Source organism: Nocardia bhagyanarayanae (assembly GCF_006716565.1).
Classification (GTDB): domain Bacteria; phylum Actinomycetota; class Actinomycetes; order Mycobacteriales; family Mycobacteriaceae; genus Nocardia; species Nocardia bhagyanarayanae.
The window spans coordinates 417,497-440,374 of record NZ_VFPG01000002.1; the positions used below are offsets into that span (position 1 = coordinate 417,497).

Consider the following 22,878-nt stretch of genomic DNA (forward strand, 5'->3'; position numbering starts at 1 on the left):
AGAAGGGCGCCGCTGAGCTACCGGTGAGAACCGGGCAGACAGCAGGCGCTACAGACGCGCTTGTAGTCGACGTGGCGACGTGCCACAAGTCGTACTCCCGATGCGCGCATGAGGCCTATTGTGCCATGTCAGAAAGGGCGTTCCGACCGTCATGCCGGTATTTCCCGCGAAATAGGGGGAAATTCCCTGGACCGCGGGGTCTATTTGTGATGGTCGTCATATTTCCCGGCGCGAATGCGGCCGGTGATTCGCCCGAAGTGTCCGATGTGAACCGCGGCACGCCCCGTTGACCTCGAGTTACCTCGAGGTACGAGTGTGTATCCCATGAGTACCGCACCTGTCGACACAGAAGTCGAAGTAGCCGCCATCCGCCAGGTCGTCGCCACCGTGGAGCACGTGCAGCAGCACGAACTCGTCGACGAATTCGTCGCGCTGTTCCGTGCAGACGCCATCTGGACCACGGGTCACGGCAAGCGCCTGTTCGGCCGCGACGCCATCGCCGAGTTCACCGCCGCGGTCCTGCCCGGCGCGACCGCGCACGGCAAGGCGACCTACGAGCTCGAGCACGTGCTGTTCATCCGGCCCGACGTGGCCGCGGTGAAGGTGCGCCAGCGGTACTTCAGCAACGAGGGTGTTCTGGAGAGCGAGGGCAGCCCGATGTACGTGATGGCCAAGGAGGACGGCCGCTGGCTGCTCACTGCTAACCAGAACACCCCGATCGTCGCGGACTGAGTGGTGTTGGCTCAGGCGGCCTGCTCGTCCTGGTGCGCGCCGCCGAGTCCCTGACCCCAGCCGCCGTCGACCGGCAGTTCGACGCCGGTGGTGAAGGTGGCGTCGAAGGCGAGGAAGAGCGCCGCCTTGGCGACCTCCTCGACGGTGCCGTTGCGGCGCAGCGGCGTGCTCCGCTCGCCCTGGCGCAGGAAGTCGGCGCGCTGTTCGGCGGTCAGCCCGACCACGCCCATCGTGGGGGTCTCGATGAAGCCGGGCGCCACGGCGTTGACACGGATCCGGCGCGGCAACAGCTCCGCGGCCAGCACCTGGGAGATCGCGCGCAGCGCCTCCTTCGACCCGGAGTACGCGCTGAGGCCGGGAAAGATGACGTCGTTGGCCACGGTGGTGAAGACGATCGAGCCGCCGTCGGTGAGCAGCGGGGCCAGCCTGCGCACGGTGAAGAACGCGCCCTTGGTGTTGATGGCGAACTGCCGGTCGAACGACTCCTCGGTGGCCTCCGCCAGGGTCTGGAACTCGGCGGTCCCGTGATTGACGAACAGCGCGTCGACGCGTCCGAGCCGCTCCTCGACCAGGGCGCCCAGCGTCTCGATGTCGCCCATGTCGGCGGCGTCCGAGGCGACCACGTGCGCCTTCCGTCCGGCCAGCCGCTCCCGCGCCTGCTCGATCGTCTGCAGATTGCGGCCGGTCAGCACCACCTCCGCGCCTTGGTCGAGCAGCGCCTCGACGATGGCCAAGCCCATTCCGTGGGTGCCGCCCGTGACCACTGCCTTCTTGTCGCCGTGCATTGCCGGTTCCTTTCTCGGTTCCTGATGAGCATCTCGGTTACTTCTGGTAACCGAGATGATCTTCGGGCACCGGGTCTGAACTGGGAAGACCGCACTTTTTTGTCAGTCGGTTACCGCGCGGATACCAATCAGGACCTCCCGCTGGGGCGCGCTCGGCGGTCGGCGTCGAGCGCGAACCGCCTCGGATTGCCGGGTCGTCGGCTTCGCGAGCCGCGTCCGGATGCCGGGCCACGGGGATCCGCACCCGAGCCGGGTCCCGGAGATTCGGGACCGTGATGGAGGTCGTCAGCACATCAGGGTCGCCCGGAAGGTCCCGGGCGGAGGGCGTCGCGGTTCGGCGGGCACACTGGACAGGTGAGTTCCGCCGTATCCCTCTCGGAGATCGACGCCGACGCGCCCGTGCTGCGCGACTTCGGCGGCGGCCCGTTCGGCGTGTACGTGCACGTGCCGTTCTGCGCGACGCGCTGCGGATACTGCGACTTCAACACCTACACCGCCGGTGAGCTGGGCAGTTCCGCTTCGCCGCAGTCGTGGCTCGCGGCGCTGCGCGGCGAATTGACCGAAGCCGCCGAGCAGTTCGGCAGGCTGCCGTCGGCCACGCCCGAGGTCTCGACCGTCTTCGTCGGCGGTGGCACGCCGTCGCTGCTCGGCGGGGACGGTCTCGCCGAGGTGCTCGACGCCGTCCGCTCGGCGTTCACCCTCGCGCCCGACGCCGAGGTGACCACCGAGTCCAATCCGGAATCCACGTCGCCGGAGTTCTTCGCGCGGATCAGGGCGGCCGGATACACCCGCGTCTCGCTGGGGATGCAGTCGGCCGCGCGCCATGTGCTCGCCGTGCTGGACCGCACCCACACACCGGGCCGCGCGGTCGCCGCCGCCCGGGAGGCGCGCGCCGCGGGCTTCGAACACGTCAACCTGGATCTGATCTACGGAACGCCCGGCGAGCGCGACGCCGATCTCGACGCCAGCCTGGACGCGGTGCTCGACGCCGGAGTCGACCATGTCTCCGCCTATTCGCTCATCGTCGAGGACGGCACCGCGCTGGCGCGCAAGGTGCGCCGCGGCGAATTGCCGGCGCCCGACGAGGACGTGCTCGCCGCCCGCTACGAACGTATCGACTCCCGCCTCACCGCCGCCGGTCTCACCTGGTACGAGGTATCCAATTGGGCGGCAAACGATTCCGCTCGGTGCAGGCACAACCTCGGCTACTGGGACGGCGGCGACTGGCTCGGCGCGGGCCCCGGCGCGCACAGCCACCTCGGCGGGGTGCGCTGGTGGAACATCAAGCACCCGGCCCGGTACGCCGAGCGCGTCACCCGCGGCGGCCTGCCCGCCGCGGGCTGGGAGTCCCTCACCGACGACGAGCGCTACTTCGAGCGCGTCATGCTGACGATGCGCCTGCGCACCGGCCTTCCCCTCACCGACCTCGCGCCCTCCGCCGCCCCCGCCGTCGACCGAGTCGTCGCCGACGGCTTGGTATTCCGGTCCGCCGACCACCTCGTCCTCACCGACCGCGGCCGCCTGCTCGCCGACGCCGTCGTCCGCGACCTCCTCACCTGAACCCCCGCGTCAGTTCCTTTCGCCGCGCTGACCGGCGTCGCACCGATTCGGGTCGACCGCCATTTCTCTCCCGTCGATAGGGAATTGGCGGTTCTGATGGGCCGCAGGGCTTTCGGATCGGCTACCGCGCGGGGTATTTGCGGTCCAGCCATTCGTCGAAGGTCGGGCCCGCGAGGATCGCGTCGGGACCCGGCAACAGCGCGCCCTCGGCTTGGAGTTCGTGGTTCGGGTCCGTGGTGTCGACGATCTCCTCGACGCGGGACGGTTTGCCAAGGCGTGCGGCGAGTTTCGTCACCGCCGCGGCGAGGTTGAGTTCTTCGGGGCCCGCGATCTCGACCACGTCGGACGACTCGTCGGCGACGGCGAGCGCGGCCAGTTCCTCGGCGACGACGCGCGCCGCGACGAGCTGTGCGCGGTAGCGCGGCACGTAGGCCGCGTCGTCGCGGGTGGTCCAGTCGAGCATCATCTCGGTGAACTCGTGGAACTGCGCCGCGCGCAGGACCCGCACCGGCACCGGACCTTCGCGGTAGGCCGCCTCGTGCGCCAGCTTCCCTGCGTAGTGCCCCGCGGTGAACCGATCGATGCCGATGATCGACAGGACCGCGATCCGCCGCACGCCCGCCGCGGCAGCTTCCCGCTGCACGTTGCGGCCGATGGTGCGGAAGTAGTCCGTCACGGCCGCGGTGTCGGTGGTGTTCGCGTTGACCGCGTCGACCACGATGTCCACCCCGGCCAGCGCGCCGTCCAGTCCCGCGCCGGTGTAGACGTCAACGCCCGCACCACGACTGATCGCCACCACCTCGTGGCCCTGGTTCCTCAGCACGTCGACCACTTCGCGACCGATCCGCCCGCTCGCACCAACTACTGCGATTCGCATCCGGTGACTCCTCCATGTCGATACCTACGCCGAGACGACGATGTGCTGACCCGAGGTGTGACACGTATGTCCGAGAACGTCCTGCTGTGAGCGAGCGTAGCGAGCGAACCATGGACGCAGCGCGCTAGGGCGCACGACGGAGCCGAGCGCCGGCGAGGCGAAGTTGTGAGCACTATCGCAGATCGGAGAAGCCGCGTAGGCTCCGGCTCGACACCGAGGAGTCCTATGCCACAGGCACGAGACGTCGACCAGTATCCGGTTCATGGCGAATTCGCCGAGGCGAGGGCCGCCGAAAAGGCGGAGAACGCACGCCAGCACGCCATCGCCGCCCGCACTGTCGCCGGATACGCCCAAGATGCCGCCGATTGCGAGTCCCTGCTTGCCATGCTCGGGCTCGATGCCATGGCGGGCAAGCGCGCCAAGGGTTTCGACAGCCGCTGAGCGTCGCCGATGCGCGAACCGGGCGGTGATCATCGCCCGATGCCCGGCACGGGCTCCCGGGCGGGTCGACCGTGCCCGTTGCGGTTCGCGACATCTTCGCCGAGAATGCCTGCCTGCGGCCCTGTCGCGCGCCCGCGGGACGGGCGATTGGCGGGTCGGCAACTAAACTGGATACTCAGACGACCGGGAGGCCGCGGCGTTTCACGCGCCCCCGAATGCGTCGGCGGGCCCGCGGCGTATCGAGAAGGCGAGGAGGTGGGGCCGATGTCGAGCACCGAGGATCGGCGCTTCGAGGTCCTGCGCGCGATCGTCGCGGACTATGTCGCCACCAAGGAACCGATCGGCTCGAAAACCCTGGTGGAACGGCACAATCTGGGCGTCTCCAGCGCGACGGTCCGCAACGACATGGCGGTGCTCGAGGCCGAGGGCTACATCACCCAGCCGCACACCAGCTCCGGGCGCATCCCCACCGACAAGGGCTACCGGCAGTTCGTCGATCGCATCTCCGAAGTGAAGCCGCTCTCGCCGGCCGAACGGCGCGCGATCATGGAGTTCCTGGAATCCGGCGTCGATCTCGACGATGTGCTGCGCCGCGGCGTGCGGCTGCTGGCCCAGCTGACCAGGCAGGTGGCGGTGGTGCAGTACCCGACGGTGTCGGCGTCGACGGTGCGCCACATTGAGGTCGTCGCGCTGAACCCGGCGCGGCTGTTGCTCGTGGTGATCACCGACACCGGCCGGGTCGATCAGCGCCTGGTCGAGCTCGGCGCGGTGATCGACGACGAGGACCTGGCCGCGCTGCGCGCCATGCTCGGCGGCGCGATGGACGGCAAGCGCCTGGCCGCCGCCTCGGCCGCGGTCGCCGAACTCCCCGAACGCGCCCCGCGCCAGCTGCGCGACGTGCTGATCCGGGTGTCGACCGTGCTGGTGGAGACCCTGGTCGAGCATCCCGAGGAGCGGCTGGTGCTTGGCGGCACCGCGAACCTGACCCGCAATGCCGCCGATTTCGGTCTGCCCGGCTCGCTGCGTCAGGTGCTGGAGGCGCTGGAGGAGCAGGTGATCGTGCTCAAATTGCTGGCCGCCGCGCAGCATCCCGGCACGGTGACGGTGCGGATCGGCGAGGAGACCCAGGTCGAGCAGATGCGCAGCACGTCGGTGGTCTCCACCGGCTACGGCGTCGAGGGCGCGGTGCTCGGCGGCATGGGTGTGCTCGGCCCGACGCGGATGGACTACCCGGGCACCATCGCCTCGGTCGCGGCCGTGGCGCGCTACATCGGCGAGGTGCTGGCCGAGCGCTGACGCCGAACCGTGCCAACGGCGCTGCTACCCTCGAACCTCTGGCCGGATAAAGTTGAGTGCATCCGACTAATGCCGATGGTGTCGGCATTCGGTTGGAGCGGCACAGGCGAGTCACAGCGACCAAGGACTAGAGAACTCAAGTGGCACGGGACTACTACGGACTGCTCGGCGTCGCGAAGAACGCGACCGACCAGGAGATCAAGCGCGCCTACCGCAAGCTGGCCCGCGAACTCCACCCGGACGTCAACCCCGACGAGGCCGCGCAGGCCAAGTTCAAGGACGTGTCGGCGGCCTACGAGGTGCTCTCCGATCCGGAGAAGCGCCGGATCGTCGACATGGGCGGCGACCCGCTCGAGTCCGGTGGCGCCGGCGGCGCCGGCTTCTCCGGCGCGGGCTTCGGCGGCCTCGGCGACGTGTTCGAGGCGTTCTTCGGCGGCATGAGCGGCGCGGGCGGCGGTCAGCGCAAGCCGCGCGGCCGGGTGCAGCCCGGTGCCGACTCGCTGCTGCGCACCCGCTTGAGCCTCGCCGAATGCGCGGTGGGCGTCACCAAGCACCTGACCGTCGACACCGCCATCCTCTGTGACAACTGCCACGGCGCGGGCACCAACGGCAACTCCAAGCCGGTGCGCTGCGAAACCTGCGGCGGCGCAGGCGAAGTCCAGTCCGTGCAGCGCTCGTTCCTCGGCCAGGTGCTCACCTCGCGGCCGTGCCCGACCTGCCGCGGCGCGGGCGAGACCATCCCCGACCCCTGCCACAAGTGCGGCGGCGACGGCCGGGTGCGCGCTCGTCGCGAGATCGCCGCGCCCATCCCGGCGGGCGTGGCCAACGGCATGCGGGTCCGGCTGGCCGCACAGGGCGAGGTCGGCCCGGGCGGCGGCCACGCGGGCGATCTGTACGTGGAGATCGTGGAGCAGCCGCACGACGTGTTCGTCCGCGACGGCGACGACCTGCACTGCACCATCCGGGTGCCGATGGTGGACGCCGCGCTGGGCACCACCGTGGTCATCGACACGATCCTGGACGGCCCGACCGAGCTGACCATCGCACCGGGCACCCAGCCCAACGAAGTCTCCGTGCTGCGCGGGCACGGCATGCCGCGGCTGCGCTCGGGCGCCCGCGGTGACCTGATCGCGCACCTGGACATCGTGGTGCCGACCAAGTTGGACGGCAAGCAGACCGAGCTGCTGCGCAAGTACAAGGGCATGCGCGAGCGCGACCGCGCCGAGGTGATGACGGCGCAGTCCGAGCACAACAGCGGCCTGTTCGCGCGGCTGCGCGCCTCGTTCAGCGGGCGCTGAGCCGTTGGCCGCCACGGTCTTCTACCTCGACGACATCCCCGAGCCCGGCGCGATCGCGGTGCTCGACGGTCCGGAGGGGCGGCACGCCGCGACCGTGCGGCGCATCCGGGTCGGCGAGCCGATCACCCTGTCCGACGGACGCGGTGTGCTCGCCGAATCGGAGGTTGTCGCCGCCCAGCGCGACCGGCTCGATCTGAAGGTGCTGAACAAGACCGTGGCGCAACCCGTCTCGCCGCGCGTCACGGTCGTGCAGGCGCTGCCGAAGTCGGACCGCTCGGAGCTGGCCGTCGAGCTGATGACCGAGGCGGGCGCCGATGTCATCGTGCCGTGGCAGGCCGCGCGGTGCGTGGCCAACTGGGAGGGCAAGGCCGCCAAGGCGCTCGACAAGTGGCGCGCCGCGGCGCGCTCGGCGGCCCGCCAGTCCCGCCGCGCCTACATTCCCGAGGTCGCCGATCTGCACCGCACCCGCGATCTGCTCGAGCTGGTCCGAAAGGCCAAGGCCGCGGGCGCGATCGTAGCCGCGCTGCACGAATCCGGCCACGGCCGTTTCACCGAACTGCCGTTCGGCGGCGCGCCGGAAGTGGTTTTGATCGTGGGCCCGGAAGGCGGACTCGACGATGCCGAGCTCACCGAACTCGCCGCGGCCGGGGCCGATGTCGTGCTGCTGGGGCCGACCGTGCTGCGCACCTCCACGGCGGCCGCGGTCGCGCTCGGTGCGCTGGGAGCGCTCACCCCGCGCTGGTGAGCGACCGGATTCTTCGGTCCACCGCGTTCGCGCGCGCGTCGCGGTCGCGCCTACGGCCATCGCCGTTTGGGCTCGCCGCCGGGGGATATCCCGGAGGTAGCCGACGTGGCCGCACCGGGATGTGGAAGGGCTGGTTTCCCTAGTGGACGAGAAGGCGAAAGCCAAGGGCGAGCGGGGCGCGATGCCGTCCGACGTGAGCGGCAAGCTGTCGGTGTTCGACAAGTTCGCCACCGCGGCGAGCAACGTGGCGTCGCGGGCCGGATTCTTCATGTTCTGCGTGCTGCTCGTGGTGCTGTGGGCGCCGACGTTCCTGGTGCTGCCCTCGATCGACACCTGGCAGCTGGTGATCAACACCGCCACCACGATCATCACCTTCCTGATGGTGGCCCTGTTGCAGAACACCGAGTCGCGCTCCGGCGAAGCGCTACAGCAGAAGCTCAACGCGATCGCCGACGCGATGGCCGACTTGATGGACGAGCTCAGCGCCGACCACCCCGAATTGCGCCGCCACCGAGCCGAATTGGCCGATGCCGTCGGTCTGGAGAATCGGGAGTCGACCTGACGATCGGTTAGCGACGAGGGAATCGGACGGGAGGACACGCCGTGGCACGTGAGTACAGTTCTTCCCCCGCGGATATCGACCCGCGCGATGTCGCGGAGATGCCGACGATCTACAGCCTCGACGAACTCGCCGAGCTGGTCCAAGGCCGGGAGAACATCTACCTGCGGTACTCCCACGGGCCCGAGCGCGACCGGAGCTCCGGGCCGAGCCGGGATTTCGAGGCCGACGTCGCGCTGCCGGGCTGGTCGGTCACCACCGTCGCGCCGGAGGAGTGGTGGCCGCGTCCCACTCGCGAATGGGTGGCCCGCCGCCTGTGCAAGTACGCCGACCTCGGCGCGCAGGACGACAGCCGTTTCCCATGGCTGCTCACCGGCCGCGTGGTGGGGCGCGGTCCCGATCACGAACCGCTGGTCGCGGACTTCGCTCCGGTCGCCAGGGTCGCCAAATCCGTTGTCGAAGAAGGGCTTCGGGTCTATCGGCAGAGTTTCGACGTGGGCCGCGACTCCACCGGTGACGCCTAGGAGGACCGAACGACGTCGCCCGGACGGATCGTCGCGACGGCGAACAGGATCGCCCCTGCCGCGAGCAGCGCGCCGACGGCTCCGACCAGACCCGCCCAGCCCGCGTGCGCGAAGGCGAGGCCGGACAGGCCGCCGACGACCGCGCTGCCGAGGTAGTAGAAGAACAGGTACAGCGACGAGGCCGCCCCGCGATTGCCACGGGCCAGCGTGCCGACCCACGCGCTCGCGACCGTGTGTGCCGCGAAAAAGCCCGCCGTGTAGAGCAATACGCCCGCGACGACACAGCCCAGCCGATCCGGCAAGCTCAACGCCAGCCCGACGCCCATCACCGCCATCGACGCGGTCAGCATCCGCTGCCTGCCGACGCGGTCGGCGAGGCGACCGCCCCAAGCCGAGGTCACGGTGCCCGCCAGATACAGCAGGAACACCGAACCCGCGACGGCCGCGGGCAATTCGAAGGGGTGTTGGGTCAGCCGGTAGCCGAGGAAGTTGTAGATCGAGACGAAGCCGCCCATCAGGACGAAGGCCAAGCCGAACAGCGCGAGCAACTGACGGTGTCGAAGTTGCTGCCCCAGATCGCCGAGGACCGTGCGCACTCCGGCGGGCCGTGCGACGAAACCGCGCGAGGGCGGCAGCAGCCGGACGAACCACACCGTGCAGGCCGCGGCGGCCACGCCGACCGCCGCCGCGGCCCAGCGCCAGGACGCCACGTCGAGGGTGAACGAGGGAATCAGGCGCCCGGCCAGACCGCCGATCGTGGTGCCCGCGACGTACACGCCCATCGCGGCGCCGAGCCCTTCGCCGCCGATCTCCTCCGCCAGGTACGCCATCGCCACCGCCGGTACCCCGGCCAGCGCGATGCCCTGCACCGCCCGCCCGGCGAGCAGCGCGTCGAGCGAGGGACTGAACGGAATCAGCAGACCGATGACCGCGGCCGCCGCCGCCGAACCGATCATCACCCTGGTCCGGCCGATCCGGCTGGACAGCGCGCTCACCGGCACGATGGCCAGCGCGAGACAGCCGGTGGTGAGCGAGACCGCGAGCGCCGCGCGGGCGGGCGTCGCGCCGAACGCCGCGGACAAGCTGGGCAGCAGCGCCTGCGCGTTGTACATCGAGGCGAAGGTGGTGAGGCCCGCCGCGAACAGCGCGACGGTGATCCGGCGGTCGTGCGCCGCGTCGGCGCCGGTGGTGTGCTGCGCGATCGTGCTTGCCGTGGTGGTCATGGCTACCTCCTGTCTTTCAGCATTGCCACCGCCCTTTCCGAAAGGAAATGAATAATGAACAGGGACTTGATGCCGCAGCTACATATAGGGAGGTAGCAAGGTGCTCGGCGAAGATTTGCAGTGGTTCACGACACTCGCCGAACTGGAGCGGATGAGCGCGGCCGCGGAACGCCTGCACATCGCCCAGCCGACGCTCTCGCGCATGCTGGCCCGCCTGGAACGCAGGCTCGGCGCGGAATTGTTCGATCGGCGCGGAAAGCGGATCGCGCTCAACGAATTCGGTCGCGTCTATTACGAACACGCGCGTCGCGCGCAGGCCGAACTGGACGCCGCGGGACAAGCCGTCGCCGATCTCGCCAATCCTGCGCGCGGCGTGGTGCGGTTGTCGTTCCTGCATTCCTTCGGCGGCTGGCTGGTGCCGCAGTTGATCGCCGGTTTCCGGCGCAACGCGGGCCGGGTCACCGTGACGTTGCGCCAGGGCGCCGCCGAGAAGATCACCCGCCAGGTCCTCGACGGCGCGGCCGATCTCGCCGTCGTCTCGCCGCGTCCGACCGCGCCCGGCCTCGGCTGGCGCGGCCTGCTGCGCCAGCCGCTGGTGCTCGCCGTGCCCGCAGAGCACCGGCTGGCCGGGCGCAGGCAGGCGCGCCTCGCCGACCTGGGCGGCGCTGAATTCATCACCATGCATCCCGGGTTCGGTATGCGGCGCATCTTCGACGAACTGTGCGCGGCAGCGGACATCCGCCCGCGCGTCGCCTTCGAGGCGAGCGACCTGGTCACCGCCACCGGGCTGGTCTCGGCGGGCCTCGGTGTCGCGCTGCTCCCGCTGGCGGATCCCGCGCCGTCCGCGGCGCGCTCGGGACTGGCGCTGGTGCCGCTGGCGGACGAAGGCGCGTGGCGCGAGGTGGGACTGATCTGGTCGGCCGCCGCGGCGCCGTCGGACGCGGTGCGACGTTTCCGTGACTTCGCCGAGGATTGGTCCGACGGCCACGGGGGAATATCCAGCACACGGCGGGAATGGCCGCCGCATCGGTAGCCGTTTATTCACTGTGCGCTGTCGGTGGGGCGCGTTAAACTTTTGTCATTCACCACGGCTGTCGAGACCGGAAAGCAGGATGTAACCACTTTTGCGAACACAAGGCGAGATCGGCGACCCGACCAACCCCACAGCAGGCATTGGCGCCCGCGACAACGGCTCGGGCCCCGCAGCACGCACCGTGCGCTCCAGCATCGAACTCGCTCCCGAATCCGTGTTCCCCTTCCTCGGTTCGGCCGACCAGAATCTGCGTGAGCTCGAGCAGTTGCTCGACGCGGACATTCACGTTCGCGGCAATTCCGTGACCCTCACCGGCAAGGCGGCCGACGTCGCCCTCGCCGAGCGGGTCATCGAACAGCTCATCGCGCTGACCGGCCGCAACCGGGTGGTGACGCCGGAGGCGGTGCGGCACACGGTGTCGATGCTGACCGAAGGTTCCTCGGATTCCCCCGCGGAGGTGCTCAGCCTGGACATCCTGTCCCGGCGCGGCAAGACCATCCGCCCCAAGACGCTGAACCAGAAGCGCTACGTCGACGCGATCGACGCCAACACCATCGTGTTCGGCATCGGTCCCGCGGGTACCGGCAAGACCTACCTGGCCATGGCCAAGGCCGTGCAGGCGCTGCAGACCAAGTCGGTCAACCGGATCATCCTGACCCGTCCCGCCGTCGAGGCGGGCGAGCGGCTCGGCTTCCTGCCCGGCACGCTCAACGAGAAGATCGACCCGTACCTGCGCCCGCTCTACGACGCGCTGCACGACATGATGGACCCCGAGGCGATCCCGAAGCTGATGGCCGCCGGCGTCATCGAGGTCGCGCCGCTGGCGTACATGCGCGGTCGCACGCTCAACGACTCCTTCATCATTCTCGACGAGGCGCAGAACACCACCGCCGAGCAGATGAAGATGTTCCTGACGCGTCTGGGCTTCGGCTCCAAGATCGTGGTCACCGGCGACATCACCCAGGTCGACCTGCCCACCGGCGCCCGCTCCGGTCTGCGCGCCGCGTCGGAGATCCTCACCGAGATCGAGGACATCCATTTCGCGGAGCTCACCAGCAGCGACGTCGTCCGGCATCGCCTGGTCTCCGACATCGTCGACGCCTACGACCGCTGGGAGTCGACCCGGCCGCAGGTCGCGGGCCCGCACTACCCGGGCAACCGCGCCCAGCGCCGCGCCGCAAGCCGCGACCGGCGCTGAGCTACGCGGACACCCCCGCCGAACACACCGGCCGCCGACTTCCTCGTCGGCGGCCGGTTTCGTCTGTCCTGGATCGGCCGCGACCCGTCGATCAGCCCGCCCTCGGCTGCCCGATGGAGCCGGTTCGGTAGTCGAATAGGCGCTACCTGGACTTCGCTCGGCCATACGCCGGGCGGACCAGATCCGGCAGCGTCTGTCAGGCCGACCTCCGCCTTCGCTCCGGCCGTGCGCGGGGCTGCGGGCGGACTGCGTCCGCAGCGTCGAATACGCTGTTCAGGTGAGCATCGAGATCGCCAACGAGTCGGGTATCGACGTACCCGAAGAAGACCTGGTCAGTGTTGCGCGGTTCGTGATCGCCCGGATGGACGTCCATCCGGCGGCCGAGCTGTCGATGGTGCTCGTCGATCTCGACACCATGGCCGACCTGCACATGCGCTGGATGGACCTGCCAGGCCCCACCGACGTGATGTCCTTCCCGATGGACGAGCTCGAGCCGGGCGGTCGGCCGGACAGCCCAGAGCCGGGCCCGTCGATGCTCGGCGACATCGTGCTGTGCCCGGAGTTCGCGGCGGCGCAGGCGCGCAAGGCGGGGCATTCGCTCGAGCACGAGCTCGCGTTGCTCACCGTGCACGGCGTGCTGCACCTGCTCGGCTACGACCACGCCGAGCCGGAGGAGGAGAAGGAGATGTTCGCCCTCCAGGCCCGGCTGCTCGAGGAGTGGTACGAGAGCCTGCGCGAGGCACGGCGCCGCGCCGAACTCGCCGAGCGCGACGCCCGCCTGCTGGGCAAGGCCGGCTTCACCGGACCCGGAGACGCGCTGGGTCCGGCGTGAGCTCACCGACCCTGATACTGCTCGCCGTCTTGCTCGTGCCCGCGGGCGGCCTGTTCGCCGGCGTGGACGCGGCGCTGAACACGCTCTCCCCGGCCCGCCTCGGTGACATGGTGCGCGCCGATCGACCGGGCGCCGCGCGGTTGAGCCGCATCGTCGCCGACCGCGCTCGCTACGTGAACCTGATGGTGCTGCTGCGCGTGCTGTGCGAGATCGGCGCGACGGTGCTGCTCGCCGCGGCGCTCATCGAGATCTGGGACGACAACTGGGCGCTGCTGATCACCGCCGTGGTGATGGTGCTCGTCGACTACGTGGTGATCGGTGTCGGTCCGCGCACCCTCGGCCGCCAGCACGCCTACTCGCTCGCCTTGGCCGCCGCGCTGCCGCTGCAATTCATCGGCGCGCTGCTCGGCCCGGTCAGCAGGCTGCTGATCCTGATCGGTAACGCGATCACCCCCGGTAAGGGTTTCCGCAACGGTCCCTTCGCCTCGGAGATCGAGCTGCGCGAAGTCGTCGAGATGGCGAGCGAGCGCGGCGTGGTGGCCGACGACGAACGCCGCATGATCCAGTCGGTGTTCGAACTCGGCGACACCGCCGCCCGCGCGGTGATGGTGCCGCGCACCGAGATGGTGTGGATCGAGGCGGACAAGACGGCGGCGCAGGCCTTGTCGCTCGCGGTGCGCAGCGGCCACTCCCGCATCCCGGTGGTCGGCGAGAACGTCGACGACATCCTCGGCGTGGTCTATCTGAAAGACCTTGTGCCGTACGCGGATCGCAGCCGCAAGGTGCGGGTGCGCGACGTGATGCGCCCCGCGGTGTTCATGCCCGACTCCAAGCCGCTGGACGACCTGCTCGACGAGATGCAGCGCCGCCGCAACCACATGGCGCTGCTCGTCGACGAATACGGCGGCATCGCGGGCCTGGTGACCATCGAGGACGTGCTCGAGGAGATCGTCGGCGAGATCGCCGACGAGTACGACACCGACGAGACCCCGCCGGTCGAGGAACTCGGCGAGGGCCGTTTCCGGGTGTCGGCGCGGTTGTCGGTGGAGGATCTCGGCGAGCTCTACGGCATGGAGATCGAGGACGAGGACGTCGACACCGTGGGCGGTCTGCTCGCCCACGAACTGGGCCGGGTACCGCTGCCCGGTTCGAAGATCGTGGTGCACGGGCTGGTGCTGCGCGCCGAAGGCGGGCCCGATTCGCGCGGCCGGATGCGGGTCAACACGGTCCTGGTGCGCAAGGCGCCGGAGAAATCCGAGAAAGCGGGCGCCGCGGTGGCCGAGGGCGCAAAATCCAACGGCGGCAAGCGCAATGGCAACAAAGACGAGGATGGAGCAACCGATGACTGAACTGGACGCCGAGGACACCAAACTGCTGACCCTGGCGCGCGGCGCGATGGGCCGCACCGGCGGGACGGGCGGCGCGGCGATCCGCGACACCGACGGCCGCACCTATGCGGCGGGCGAGGTGGATCTGCACGCGCTGCGGCTGACCGCGTTGCAGGCCGCCGTCGCGGCGGCGATCTCCAGCGGCGCCGAGGGTTTCGAGGCGGCCGTGGTGGTCGGCGGCCGGTTCTCCGACGCCGGGGTCGCGGCGGTGCGCGAGGTCTCCGGTGCGGCGCGGATCATCTTCACCGATCGCGCGGGCGCGGTGTTCGACATCGTCGACGACGCGGCGAGCGCCGAGGTGCAGGGTGGCTGACAAGTCCGGCTCCACCGAATTCCGTTCCGGTTTCGTCTGTTTCGTCGGCAGGCCGAACACCGGCAAGTCGACGCTGACCAACGCGCTCGTCGGCGCGAAGATCGCGATCACCTCCTCGCGACCGCAGACCACCCGCCACACCATCCGCGGCATCGTGCACCGCGACCACGCGCAGCTGATCCTGGTCGACACGCCGGGTCTGCACCGTCCGCGGACGCTGCTCGGCCAGCGGCTGAACGACCTGGTGCGAGACACGTACTCCGAGGTCGACGTGATCGCGATCTGCATCCCGGCCGACGAGAAGATCGGGCCGGGCGACCGCTGGATCGTGCAGCAGATCAAGCAGATGGCGCCGAAGACCACGGTGCTCGGCGTGGTCACCAAGATCGACAAGGTGAGTCGCGACCAAGTCGCCGCCCAGCTGCTGGCCGTCTCCGAGCTGCTCGGTCCCGAGGCCGACGTGGTGCCGGTGTCGGCGGTCAAGGGCGAGCAGGTCGAGGTCCTCGTCGACGTGATCGCCTCGAAGATGCCGGAGGGCCCGGCGTTCTATCCGGACGGCGAACTCACCGACGAGCCCGAGGAAACCCTCATGGCCGAGCTCATCCGCGAGGCCGCGCTGGAGGGCGTGCGCGACGAGCTGCCGCACTCGCTGGCCGTGGTGATCGAGGAGGTTCTCCCGCGCGAGGAGAACGAGGACATGTTGGACGTGCACGCGCTGTTGTACGTCGAACGTCCCAGCCAGAAGGCCATCGTCATCGGCAGGGGCGGCAGCCGCCTCAAAGAGGTCGGCACCAACGCGCGCAAGCAGATCGAGCACATCCTCGGTGTGCGGATCTATCTGCATCTGCACGTCAAGGTCGCCAAGGACTGGCAGCGCGATCCGAAACAGCTCGGCAAGCTGGGCTTCTGAGCGAACGGTACGTTCGCGGACCGCGAACTCGAGCGAACAACCCGCCCGAGCCGGATTTGTACCGGTACAGTCCCGGTTGACGCCCGGGTGTGCGTCGCAGCAACGCATTCCACGGGGGAGGCCGTCGAATTGACCGATACCGCCAACGATATCCCCAAGCTGTTGGAGCTGCTGCGGGCGCTGGAGGTGCCCGACGCCAAGCCGCGCGTGTTCCGCACGCTGCTGCGGCGCAGGCGTCCGCTGCCGCGTCCGGTCGTCGGTCTGGTCGGTGCGGGCGCGGGCGGCGCGCTGCTCGTCGAGATCTACCGCTGGCTCGGGGAATCCGGTGGCAGGCGGGCGACGCCGCGGGCACGGGTCGATCTCCAGGCGGCGGATCTGCCGCCCGACGCGCTCACGCCCGACCCGAACGCGACGGGCGAGGAGATCCAGGGGCACTGCCTGCCCATCGTGCAGCGGCTGGTCGAGGGCTTCTCCACCGACGACACGGCGATGGGACCGATCAAGTTCCCGCGCTACCGCACCGCGGATTGGCTGACCCGCCAACGCGTTACGAGCGACGAGACCGAGGCGACGGTCGAGTTGCGTTCGCGGTTGCCGCGCCTGCTGCGCAGCGGCTCTCCGACGGACCGCTCCGACACCGCCGAGGGCGTCAGCGGCGACACCATCTCGCGGCTGGTGTTCGGCGTGCTCGCGCTGTGGCCGGTGTTGCGGCTGTGGCTGTGGATCAGCGGGCGCATCCCCGGCATGTCGAAGGTCACCCGCTGGTTCATGCGCCAGCGCTACCTCGCCCCCGAATTGTCCGACAGCTTCCTGGGTTTCGCGACCCGGCTGACCGCGTCGCGGCGCAGCGACGAGGACCAGGAGCAGGTCGCCAAGCTGCTCGTGCACGCCTTCCTCGAAGACATGCGCGACGCGTACCGCAAGCGGCTGTGGCGTCCATCGAGCTGGCGGCGCACCGCCTATCCGGTGGCGCTGCTCAGCGGGGTCGACGAACACGGCGCCGGTATGCGATTGATCCAGTGGATCAACAACATTCGTAACGAGACCGGGCATTTCGACCCGCTGGTCGTGCTCGCCTGCCTGGATTACGACCCCGCCCCGCCCGCTGAGCCCACCGAGCCCGACGACGCTCCGGGGCGGACGCCGCAGCTGGCCAGGATCGGCGATCTACAGCACCTCGACACCCTCGAAAGCCTGGTCGACCGCCCGTATTCCGGGCAGCAGCCGGATCCGCTGCAACGCTGGCTGCGCGACATCGACAACATGCGCACCAATCGGTCCGAGCACGCGTGGTTCCTGCCGCTGCGCGTGCGGCTGCCCGATCCGCTCGACGGCCGCGTGCGCGACCCCAGCCTGGCGCACCTCGCGGTGCCGCCGTCGCCGCCGCTCGCCGCCCGCAAGTGGTTCGTCGCGATGTGCGTGCTGATTCCGATCGCGCTGCTGGTGGCCGCCGCTCTGGTCTACATTCCGCCGCTGCGCGGCGCGCCGTGCGCGCACTGGCCGTGGACGCCGGGCATCTCGGTGCAGCAACGCGACGGCGAGTGCGTCGGCTACAGCGACAACGCCGACCAGATCTTCACCGACGACCCGGAGCTGACGGCGATGCAGCGCGAGGTCTTCCGGCTCAACGTCGCCGCCGCCGACGCGCGCCGCGACAACCCGCGACGGCCGATCATCACGCTGGTCTACTTCTCGGGGCTCAGCTACGTGGACACCAACGTGCGGTACCCGCACGCGCAGGTCGAGGAGCTCGCCGGACTCGCGGTGCAGCAGCGCCGCGCGCTGCTCGCCTCCGACGAGTCCGAACCGCTGCTGCGCGTCGTCGTCGCCAACGGCGGCTCGGACATGCGCCACGCGACGTGGGTGGTGGACCACCAGCTGCGCGGCCTGCTGAGCGACGAACCGGGCATCCTCGGCGTCGTCGGCATGGATCGCAGCAACGCCGAGACCCGCCGCGCCATCGGACGACTCGGCGAACTCGGCGTTCCGGTGGTCGCGACGACGCTCTCCGCCGACGGCCTGGAGAAGTCGTCACCGCTGTATTTTCAAGCGGCGCCGAGCAATACGACGCAGGCGAAGTTGATCGCGGACTACGTGCAGGGCGCGCGCCATCCGGCGGGCGGGCCGCGCGCGGGTCAGCCGCGCTACAACCAGGTCGCCATCTACCACCCGAAGGCCGACGGCGACATCTACGTCGAGACTCTTGTCGAAGACCTGCGCGGCGAACTGGAGCGCCGGGGCGTGCCGTACCGCCGCATGGAGTGGACCGAGCAGCAGGAGCTCAATCGCTTTCCCGCGCCCTGCGAGACAACGGATTTCGATCGCGGCACCCTGCTGTTCTTCGCGGGCCGCAACGACGATTTCGCGACCTTCGCCAAATCGGTCAGCCGGGGCTGCCTGACCGGTGAGTCGCCCGCCATCCTCGGCAACGACACGGTGACCCGGCTGATCACCGATCAGAAGGCGATGGCGGCGCTGCCCGCCAATCTGTCGGTCCGCTACGTCGCCAAGGCCGCGCCCGTGATGCTCGGCGGCGCCGAATGCGTCCGCGGCAACGGCGAACTCGGCGACGAGCCGGTCGCCTTCGACTACCAGCAGCTGTGCGCCGAGCTGGCCGTGCTGATCGACGACCTGCGCGCCTACCCGCAGATGGCCGACTACCAGCCATCCTGGCCCGGCGACCGGACCGGACTCGCCTACGACGTGGTCGGGCTGTTCCTGCGCGCGGTGCGCACCGGGCCGCAGCACACCGACGGTGCGATCAACCGCACCGCCGTGGCGATGCAGCTGCGCGAGATGGACTATCGCGGCGTCACCGGCACGCTGGGCTTCTCGACCAGCCGGGTCGCGGACGGGTCGTCGATCGCGGTGCTGGTCACGGCGGGCGTCGGGCAGCCGGGTCCGCAGCAATGCCTGGTGATGTCGCCACGTCCCGCTGAAGGAGACGGGTGTCCGTCGGGGACGAAGAGCGCGTCGGAGGACTGGTCGCCGCCGCGGCGTTGAGTACGCCGCGGCAGCGCGGATTCGAGCCCGGTGGGATCGCCCTCCGGGCGGTGCGTGTCAGTCAGTGAAAACCGACCGGCGACCGCGCGGTTCCAGGTGTTAGAACCGGATCGATGCGGCACCGGCGCCGATTCCCAGGCGTCCGGAGGCGATCTCCGCATACCGAGAATCTTCAGGACGGTGGGTATGAGAACCGTGCAATCCGAGAACCAGGAAACGCGCCGGATCGAAGCCGAGGCGGCGCCGACGCGATTCGCCCGCGGCTGGCACTGCCTGGGGTTGATCAGGGACTTCGCCGACGGCGAACCGCATGCCATCCAGGCGTTCGGCACCAAGCTGGTGGTGTTCCGCGGCGAAACCGGCGATCTCCACGTCCTCGACGCCTATTGCAGGCACATGGGCGGTGACCTGTCGCAGGGACAGGTGAAGGGCGACGCCATCGCCTGCCCGTTCCACGATTGGCGCTGGGGCGGAGACGGCCGCTGCAAGCAGATCCCCTACGCCCGGCGGGTTCCGCCGCTGGCCCGCACCCGCACCTGGACCACATTGGAACAGGACGGAATGTTGTTCGTGTGGAACGACCCCGAGGGCAATCCGCCGCCGCCGGAGGTGACGATTCCGCGAATCGAAGGCGCGACCAGCGACGAGTGGACCGATTGGCACTGGTACTCCACCGTGGTGTACACCAACTGTCGCGAGATCGTGGACAACGTGGTCGACATGGCGCACTTCTACTACGTGCACGGATCGCTGCCCACGTACTTCAAGAACGTCTTCGAAGGGCACACGGCCACACAGTATTTCGAGAGCGGCGCCCGGGAGGACCTGCCGGGGCCGGTCGGCAAGCCGCTGCTGCTGGGGAATACCTCCATCGCCTCCTACCACGGTCCATCGTTCATGATCGACGACCTGACCTACCACTACGAGAACGGCGACTACCACTCGGTCCTGCTCAACTGCCACTACCCGATCGACGCGAATTCCTTTGTGCTGCAGTACGGCATCATCGTGAAGAAGGAGGCCGGGGTGTCCGCCGAGGAGGCCGAGGCCACCGCGCGGTCGCTCGGCGACTGGGTCAAGCTCGGCTTCGAGCAGGACGTGGAGATCTGGAAGAACAAGGCGCGCATCGACAATCCGCTGCTGTGCGAGGAGGACGGCCCCGTCTATCAGCTGCGCCGCTGGTATCAGCAGTTCTACGTCGACGTCGCCGATGTCCGACCGGAGATGGTGGACCGTTTCGAATTCGAGCTCGACACCTCCCGCGCGCTGGAGACCTGGCGCGGCGAGATTCGCGCGAACCTGGAGAACGGGGCCGCCGAAACGGCGCGGTCGTGATCGATCACATCGACCAGCTGCTGCGCGATGCGCCCACGGTCGGGCCGCACTACGCGCCGTCGACGCGAAATCGTTCCACTCACCGAAACCGATACCCCGATCAGGGGAGCCGGGATTGTTACCGTCGAACTGGTATCAATTTCAGTTTTAAGGTGGGTGCGATGCCCTCAGCATCGAGTACGCACGCCCGGACCACATCCGAGCAACAGATGCTGCCGCCATCGATGATCGAACGGGTCACGTTGATCCTGGACGTGTTCGAGCGTCCGCAAACACGCAGGACTCTCGAACAGGTCGCGCAGCGAACCCGGCTGCCCCGATCGACGGCGTACCGGATCCTGGAACAGCTGGTGCGCATGAACTGGTTGCACCGCGACGAGAACTGCTACCGGCTCGGCCGGCGTTCGCTGGGGCTCGGCGGTCGCGAGTCCGCGCACGGTGCGTTGCGCGCGGCGGCGGCCCCGGTCCTGCACGACCTCGCGCTGCGCACCGGGCTGGTCGTGCACCTGGCGGTATTGGACGGCACCGACGTCTACTACCTGGACAAGGTCGGCGGGCGCACGGTGCTCGACGTGCCATCGCGGGTGGGCGGGCGAGCGCCCGCGCACTGCACCGCGCTCGGCAAGTCCATGCTGGCCTGGCTGGAGCCCGAGGACATCGACGCCGAGTACAGCGGCGGTCTGCGGCGGCGCACGAACCGCAGCATCGGCGACCTGGACACGCTACACAGGCAGCTCGGCTTCGTCCGCACCGCCAACGGCCTGGCGTTCGAACGCGGCGAATGCGTGCCCGGCATCGGCTGCGCCGGTTACGCACTGCGCGGACCGGACGGACCGGTGGGCGCCATCTCGACGGTGTGCGGCACCGCCACGCCGCTGAATCGCGTCGCTCCGCTGCTCGTCGGCGCCGCCCGCACCATCACCCGTGAATTGTTCGGCTGTCCAGGTGCGCTCGAAAGATGGGAAGACAGTGGCTCGAATCGCTGAGGTTCGGCCACCGGCCGCACCCGTCTCGCGACGCCAGGTGGAGCGGCGCGACCGAATCCTCGACGCGGCGGCCGAATTGGGCGCGACCGCCGACTTCGAGCGCGTGCAGATGCTCGACGTCGCCAGGCGGGCCGAGGTCGCGGTCGCCACCCTCTACCGCTATTTCCCGTCCAAGACAAACCTTTTCGCCGCGGTGTTCGACGCCCACATCGATCGGTTCGTCGCATGGAACTGGACGCACTCCGGCGGCGACCCGGTGGAGGATCTGGGTGAGAAGCTGGTCGTGCTGAGCCGCGACCTGCTGAGCCGGCCCCGGTTGTGCGCCGCGATGATGCACGCCGCCGCGGCGAGCTACGTGTCCAGTCCGCCGGACGGCGGGCGGACGGCGGATCCGGCCATCGTCCGCGCCATCGTCGGCACGCTCGGTGAGCGGATCGACGCCGATCCTGGGGTGATCCGGCTGCTCGTCTACAGCTGGTGGGGCGTGCTCGTGTCCAGCCTCAATCAGAAGATCGCGCCCGAGCTCGCGGAATCCGATCTGCGCCTGGCCACTCGGTTGATCCTCGCCCGGCACCACCGATAGCGAACCCTCGAGCAACACCCGCTACTCGGCGGGCTTTCTCACAAAACAATTCGGAGGAACATATGTCGCACGATGCGGAGCGTCGCGTAGCGGATATCGCCGATCGGCTGGCCGCGACCGCGGCCGACAGCGAGCGATTGGGCAGGCTGTCGGACGAGAGCGTCGCCCTGATCCGGGAAGCGGGGGTGATGCGGATGCTGCAGCCCACCGAGTTCGGCGGCCGGGCCGCGCATCCCCGCGAGTTCGCCGAGGCGGTCATGGCGGTGGCGGCGCACTGCGGGTCCGCGGGCTGGGTGTGCGGTGTGGGCGGCGTCCATCCTTGGGAGATGGCCCTGATGGATCGCCGTCTGCAACAAGAGGTCTGGGGCGAGAACCAGGAAACGTGGATCGCCTCGCCGTACGCGGCGCAGGGCGTGGCCACGCCGATGGAGGGCGGCTACATTCTCCGCGGCCGCTGGAACTTCTCCTCCGGCACCGATCACTGCGACTGGATCTTCCTCGGCGCGCTGGTGGGCGACGCCGAGGGCAGGCCCGCGCAGCCGCCGCGGGTGCTGCACGTGGTGCTTCCCCGCTCCGACTACACCATCGTCGACGATTCCTGGGACGTCGTCGGCCTGTGCGGCACGGGCAGCAAGGACGTCGTCGTCGAGGGCGCGTTCATTCCGGACTACCGGACGATCGACGCCGACGAGGTCGCCGAGGGCGAGCGCGCCGCCGAGCGCGCCGGACGCACCGAAACCGTGTACAAGCTGCCGTTCTGGGCGATGTTCCCGCTGGGCATCACCGCCGCCGTCATCGGCATCGCCGAGGGCGCGCTCGCGGCTCATCTGGATTATCAGCGCGAGCGGGTCACCGCCATGGGCACCAAGATCAGAGACGATCCGTACGTGCTCTACGCGATCTCCGAGGCGGCCACGGAGATCGCGGCGTCGCGCACGCAGCTGCTGGACGGCATCAGCCGCCTCTACGACCGCGTCGACGCCGGCGAACAGGTGACCTTCGCGGACCGATCCATCGTGCGCCGCAACCAGACTCGCTGCGCTTGGCGCGCCGTCGACGCGGTGGACGAGATCTTCGCCCGCTCCGGCGGCAACGCCGCCCGCAGAAGCGGTGTGCTGCAGCGCTTCTGGCGTGACGCCCACGTCGGATTGCAGCACGCCATCCACACCCCCGGGTCGATCTATCACTCCACGGCGCTCACCTCGATGGGTGTGGAAGTGCCCGACGGCCCGCTGCGCAAACTCATCTGAGCGTCTG

The 22,878-nt window shown here is 69.5% G+C and carries 23 protein-coding genes; 19 read left to right on the forward strand and 4 right to left on the reverse strand.

All coding sequences use genetic code 11. The features are described from left to right. Positions 1-17 precede the first annotated feature (17 nt). The gene (locus FB390_RS34965) at positions 18-110 is read right to left on the reverse strand and encodes an Ms4527A family Cys-rich leader peptide (protein ID WP_355000761.1); all 93 of its coding nucleotides are present in this window, start codon (positions 108-110) and stop codon (positions 18-20) included. A gap of 214 nt (positions 111-324) precedes the next feature. On the opposite strand from FB390_RS34965, the gene FB390_RS28645 reads away from it, so the two are divergent. Continuing rightward, complete coding sequence (locus FB390_RS28645) at positions 325-732, forward strand: SgcJ/EcaC family oxidoreductase (protein ID WP_141812358.1); 408 nt, start codon at positions 325-327, stop codon at positions 730-732. A gap of 11 nt (positions 733-743) precedes the next feature. On the opposite strand, the gene FB390_RS28650 is transcribed toward FB390_RS28645, so the two are convergent. Next, entirely contained in the window at positions 744-1,517 is a 774-nt protein-coding gene (locus tag FB390_RS28650; protein WP_141812359.1) for an SDR family oxidoreductase, read from the reverse strand. A gap of 354 nt (positions 1,518-1,871) precedes the next feature. On the opposite strand from FB390_RS28650, the gene hemW reads away from it, so the two are divergent. Beyond that, positions 1,872-3,077, forward strand: coding sequence for a radical SAM family heme chaperone HemW (hemW, locus tag FB390_RS28655; protein ID WP_141812360.1), 1,206 nt, complete (start codon positions 1,872-1,874; stop codon positions 3,075-3,077). Positions 3,078-3,198: 121 nt separating this feature from the next. Here the strand turns inward: hemW and FB390_RS28660 are convergent, their stop codons facing one another. Continuing rightward, positions 3,199-3,954, reverse strand: coding sequence for an SDR family oxidoreductase (locus FB390_RS28660; RefSeq protein WP_141812361.1), 756 nt, complete (start codon positions 3,952-3,954; stop codon positions 3,199-3,201). 225 nt (positions 3,955-4,179) lie between these two features. Between FB390_RS28660 and FB390_RS28665 the strand changes: the two genes are divergently transcribed. The 6 genes from FB390_RS28665 to FB390_RS28690 all read left to right on the forward strand — a co-directional run bounded on the left by FB390_RS28665 (position 4,180) and on the right by FB390_RS28690 (position 8,817). Next, entirely contained in the window at positions 4,180-4,395 is a 216-nt protein-coding gene (locus FB390_RS28665) for a hypothetical protein (protein WP_141812362.1), read from the forward strand. A 264-nt stretch (positions 4,396-4,659) separates the two neighbouring features. After that, positions 4,660-5,691: a heat-inducible transcriptional repressor HrcA gene (hrcA, locus tag FB390_RS28670; RefSeq protein WP_141812363.1), complete on the forward strand. Its 1,032-nt coding sequence runs from the start codon at positions 4,660-4,662 to the stop codon at positions 5,689-5,691. Positions 5,692-5,831: 140 nt separating this feature from the next. Then, the gene (dnaJ, locus tag FB390_RS28675; RefSeq protein WP_141812364.1) at positions 5,832-6,989 is read left to right on the forward strand and encodes a molecular chaperone DnaJ; all 1,158 of its coding nucleotides are present in this window, start codon (positions 5,832-5,834) and stop codon (positions 6,987-6,989) included. Positions 6,990-6,993: 4 nt separating this feature from the next. Continuing rightward, positions 6,994-7,734 carry a 16S rRNA (uracil(1498)-N(3))-methyltransferase gene (locus FB390_RS28680; RefSeq protein ID WP_141812365.1) on the forward strand — a complete coding sequence of 247 codons (741 nt, stop codon included), beginning with the start codon at positions 6,994-6,996 and terminating at the stop codon, positions 7,732-7,734. A gap of 181 nt (positions 7,735-7,915) precedes the next feature. Continuing rightward, the gene (locus FB390_RS28685) at positions 7,916-8,296 is read left to right on the forward strand and encodes a low affinity iron permease family protein (RefSeq protein ID WP_141813142.1); all 381 of its coding nucleotides are present in this window, start codon (positions 7,916-7,918) and stop codon (positions 8,294-8,296) included. Positions 8,297-8,337: 41 nt separating this feature from the next. After that, complete coding sequence (locus FB390_RS28690) at positions 8,338-8,817, forward strand: DUF6098 family protein (RefSeq protein ID WP_246124434.1); 480 nt, start codon at positions 8,338-8,340, stop codon at positions 8,815-8,817. Here FB390_RS28690 and FB390_RS28695 read toward each other — a convergent pair. Continuing rightward, entirely contained in the window at positions 8,814-10,040 is a 1,227-nt protein-coding gene (locus FB390_RS28695; RefSeq protein WP_141812366.1) for an MFS transporter, read from the reverse strand. The genes FB390_RS28690 and FB390_RS28695 overlap by 4 nt on opposite strands. 100 nt (positions 10,041-10,140) lie before the next feature. Between FB390_RS28695 and FB390_RS28700 the strand changes: the two genes are divergently transcribed. The 11 genes from FB390_RS28700 (at position 10,141) to FB390_RS28750 (ending at position 22,871) form a co-directional block, all read left to right on the forward strand. Then, the gene (locus FB390_RS28700; RefSeq protein WP_141812367.1) at positions 10,141-11,073 is read left to right on the forward strand and encodes a LysR family transcriptional regulator; all 933 of its coding nucleotides are present in this window, start codon (positions 10,141-10,143) and stop codon (positions 11,071-11,073) included. Positions 11,074-11,212: 139 nt separating this feature from the next. Continuing rightward, positions 11,213-12,271 (forward strand): PhoH family protein, encoded by a 1,059-nt coding sequence (locus FB390_RS28705; protein WP_141813144.1) that lies wholly within the window; start codon positions 11,213-11,215, stop codon positions 12,269-12,271. 277 nt (positions 12,272-12,548) lie between these two features. Further along, positions 12,549-13,103, forward strand: coding sequence for an rRNA maturation RNase YbeY (gene ybeY / locus FB390_RS28710; RefSeq protein ID WP_067787232.1), 555 nt, complete (start codon positions 12,549-12,551; stop codon positions 13,101-13,103). Beyond that, complete coding sequence (locus tag FB390_RS28715) at positions 13,100-14,452, forward strand: hemolysin family protein (protein WP_141812368.1); 1,353 nt, start codon at positions 13,100-13,102, stop codon at positions 14,450-14,452. Before ybeY ends, FB390_RS28715 begins: the two co-directional genes overlap by 4 nt. Further along, positions 14,445-14,804, forward strand: a complete 360-nt coding sequence (locus FB390_RS28720) for a cytidine deaminase (protein WP_141812369.1) — start codon at positions 14,445-14,447, stop codon at positions 14,802-14,804. The genes FB390_RS28715 and FB390_RS28720 overlap by 8 nt, the downstream gene beginning before the upstream one ends. Continuing rightward, positions 14,797-15,714 (forward strand): GTPase Era, encoded by a 918-nt coding sequence (era, locus tag FB390_RS28725; protein ID WP_141812370.1) that lies wholly within the window; start codon positions 14,797-14,799, stop codon positions 15,712-15,714. Before FB390_RS28720 ends, era begins: the two co-directional genes overlap by 8 nt. Positions 15,715-15,843: 129 nt before the next feature. Next, the gene (locus tag FB390_RS28730; RefSeq protein ID WP_141812371.1) at positions 15,844-18,717 is read left to right on the forward strand and encodes a type 1 periplasmic-binding domain-containing protein; all 2,874 of its coding nucleotides are present in this window, start codon (positions 15,844-15,846) and stop codon (positions 18,715-18,717) included. A 186-nt stretch (positions 18,718-18,903) separates the two neighbouring features. After that, positions 18,904-20,052 (forward strand): 3-ketosteroid-9-alpha-monooxygenase, oxygenase component, encoded by a 1,149-nt coding sequence (locus tag FB390_RS28735; protein WP_185757309.1) that lies wholly within the window; start codon positions 18,904-18,906, stop codon positions 20,050-20,052. Then, positions 20,049-21,038 (forward strand): IclR family transcriptional regulator, encoded by a 990-nt coding sequence (locus tag FB390_RS28740; protein ID WP_246124435.1) that lies wholly within the window; start codon positions 20,049-20,051, stop codon positions 21,036-21,038. The genes FB390_RS28735 and FB390_RS28740 overlap by 4 nt, the downstream gene beginning before the upstream one ends. Next, complete coding sequence (locus FB390_RS28745; RefSeq protein ID WP_221639430.1) at positions 21,022-21,621, forward strand: TetR/AcrR family transcriptional regulator; 600 nt, start codon at positions 21,022-21,024, stop codon at positions 21,619-21,621. Before FB390_RS28740 ends, FB390_RS28745 begins: the two co-directional genes overlap by 17 nt. 62 nt (positions 21,622-21,683) lie before the next feature. Then, positions 21,684-22,871, forward strand: coding sequence for an acyl-CoA dehydrogenase family protein (locus tag FB390_RS28750; protein WP_141812372.1), 1,188 nt, complete (start codon positions 21,684-21,686; stop codon positions 22,869-22,871). Positions 22,872-22,878 lie beyond the last annotated feature (7 nt).

Bases quoted from the DNA above. Each gene is read 5' to 3' on its own strand.
- FB390_RS34965 (WP_355000761.1), bottom strand. From the start codon at position 110: ATGCGCGCATCGGGAGTACGACTTGTGGCACGTCGCCACGTCGACTAC.
- FB390_RS28645 (WP_141812358.1), top strand. From the start codon at position 325: ATGAGTACCGCACCTGTCGACACAGAAGTCGAAGTAGCCGCCATCCGC.
- FB390_RS28650 (WP_141812359.1), bottom strand. From the start codon at position 1,517: ATGCACGGCGACAAGAAGGCAGTGGTCACGGGCGGCACCCACGGAATG.
- FB390_RS28660 (WP_141812361.1), bottom strand. From the start codon at position 3,954: ATGCGAATCGCAGTAGTTGGTGCGAGCGGGCGGATCGGTCGCGAAGTG.
- FB390_RS28665 (WP_141812362.1), top strand. From the start codon at position 4,180: ATGCCACAGGCACGAGACGTCGACCAGTATCCGGTTCATGGCGAATTC.
- hrcA (WP_141812363.1), top strand. From the start codon at position 4,660: ATGTCGAGCACCGAGGATCGGCGCTTCGAGGTCCTGCGCGCGATCGTC.
- FB390_RS28685 (WP_141813142.1), top strand. From the start codon at position 7,916: ATGCCGTCCGACGTGAGCGGCAAGCTGTCGGTGTTCGACAAGTTCGCC.
- FB390_RS28695 (WP_141812366.1), bottom strand. From the start codon at position 10,040: ATGACCACCACGGCAAGCACGATCGCGCAGCACACCACCGGCGCCGAC.
- FB390_RS28720 (WP_141812369.1), top strand. From the start codon at position 14,445: ATGACTGAACTGGACGCCGAGGACACCAAACTGCTGACCCTGGCGCGC.
- FB390_RS28735 (WP_185757309.1), top strand. From the start codon at position 18,904: ATGAGAACCGTGCAATCCGAGAACCAGGAAACGCGCCGGATCGAAGCC.
- FB390_RS28750 (WP_141812372.1), top strand. From the start codon at position 21,684: ATGTCGCACGATGCGGAGCGTCGCGTAGCGGATATCGCCGATCGGCTG.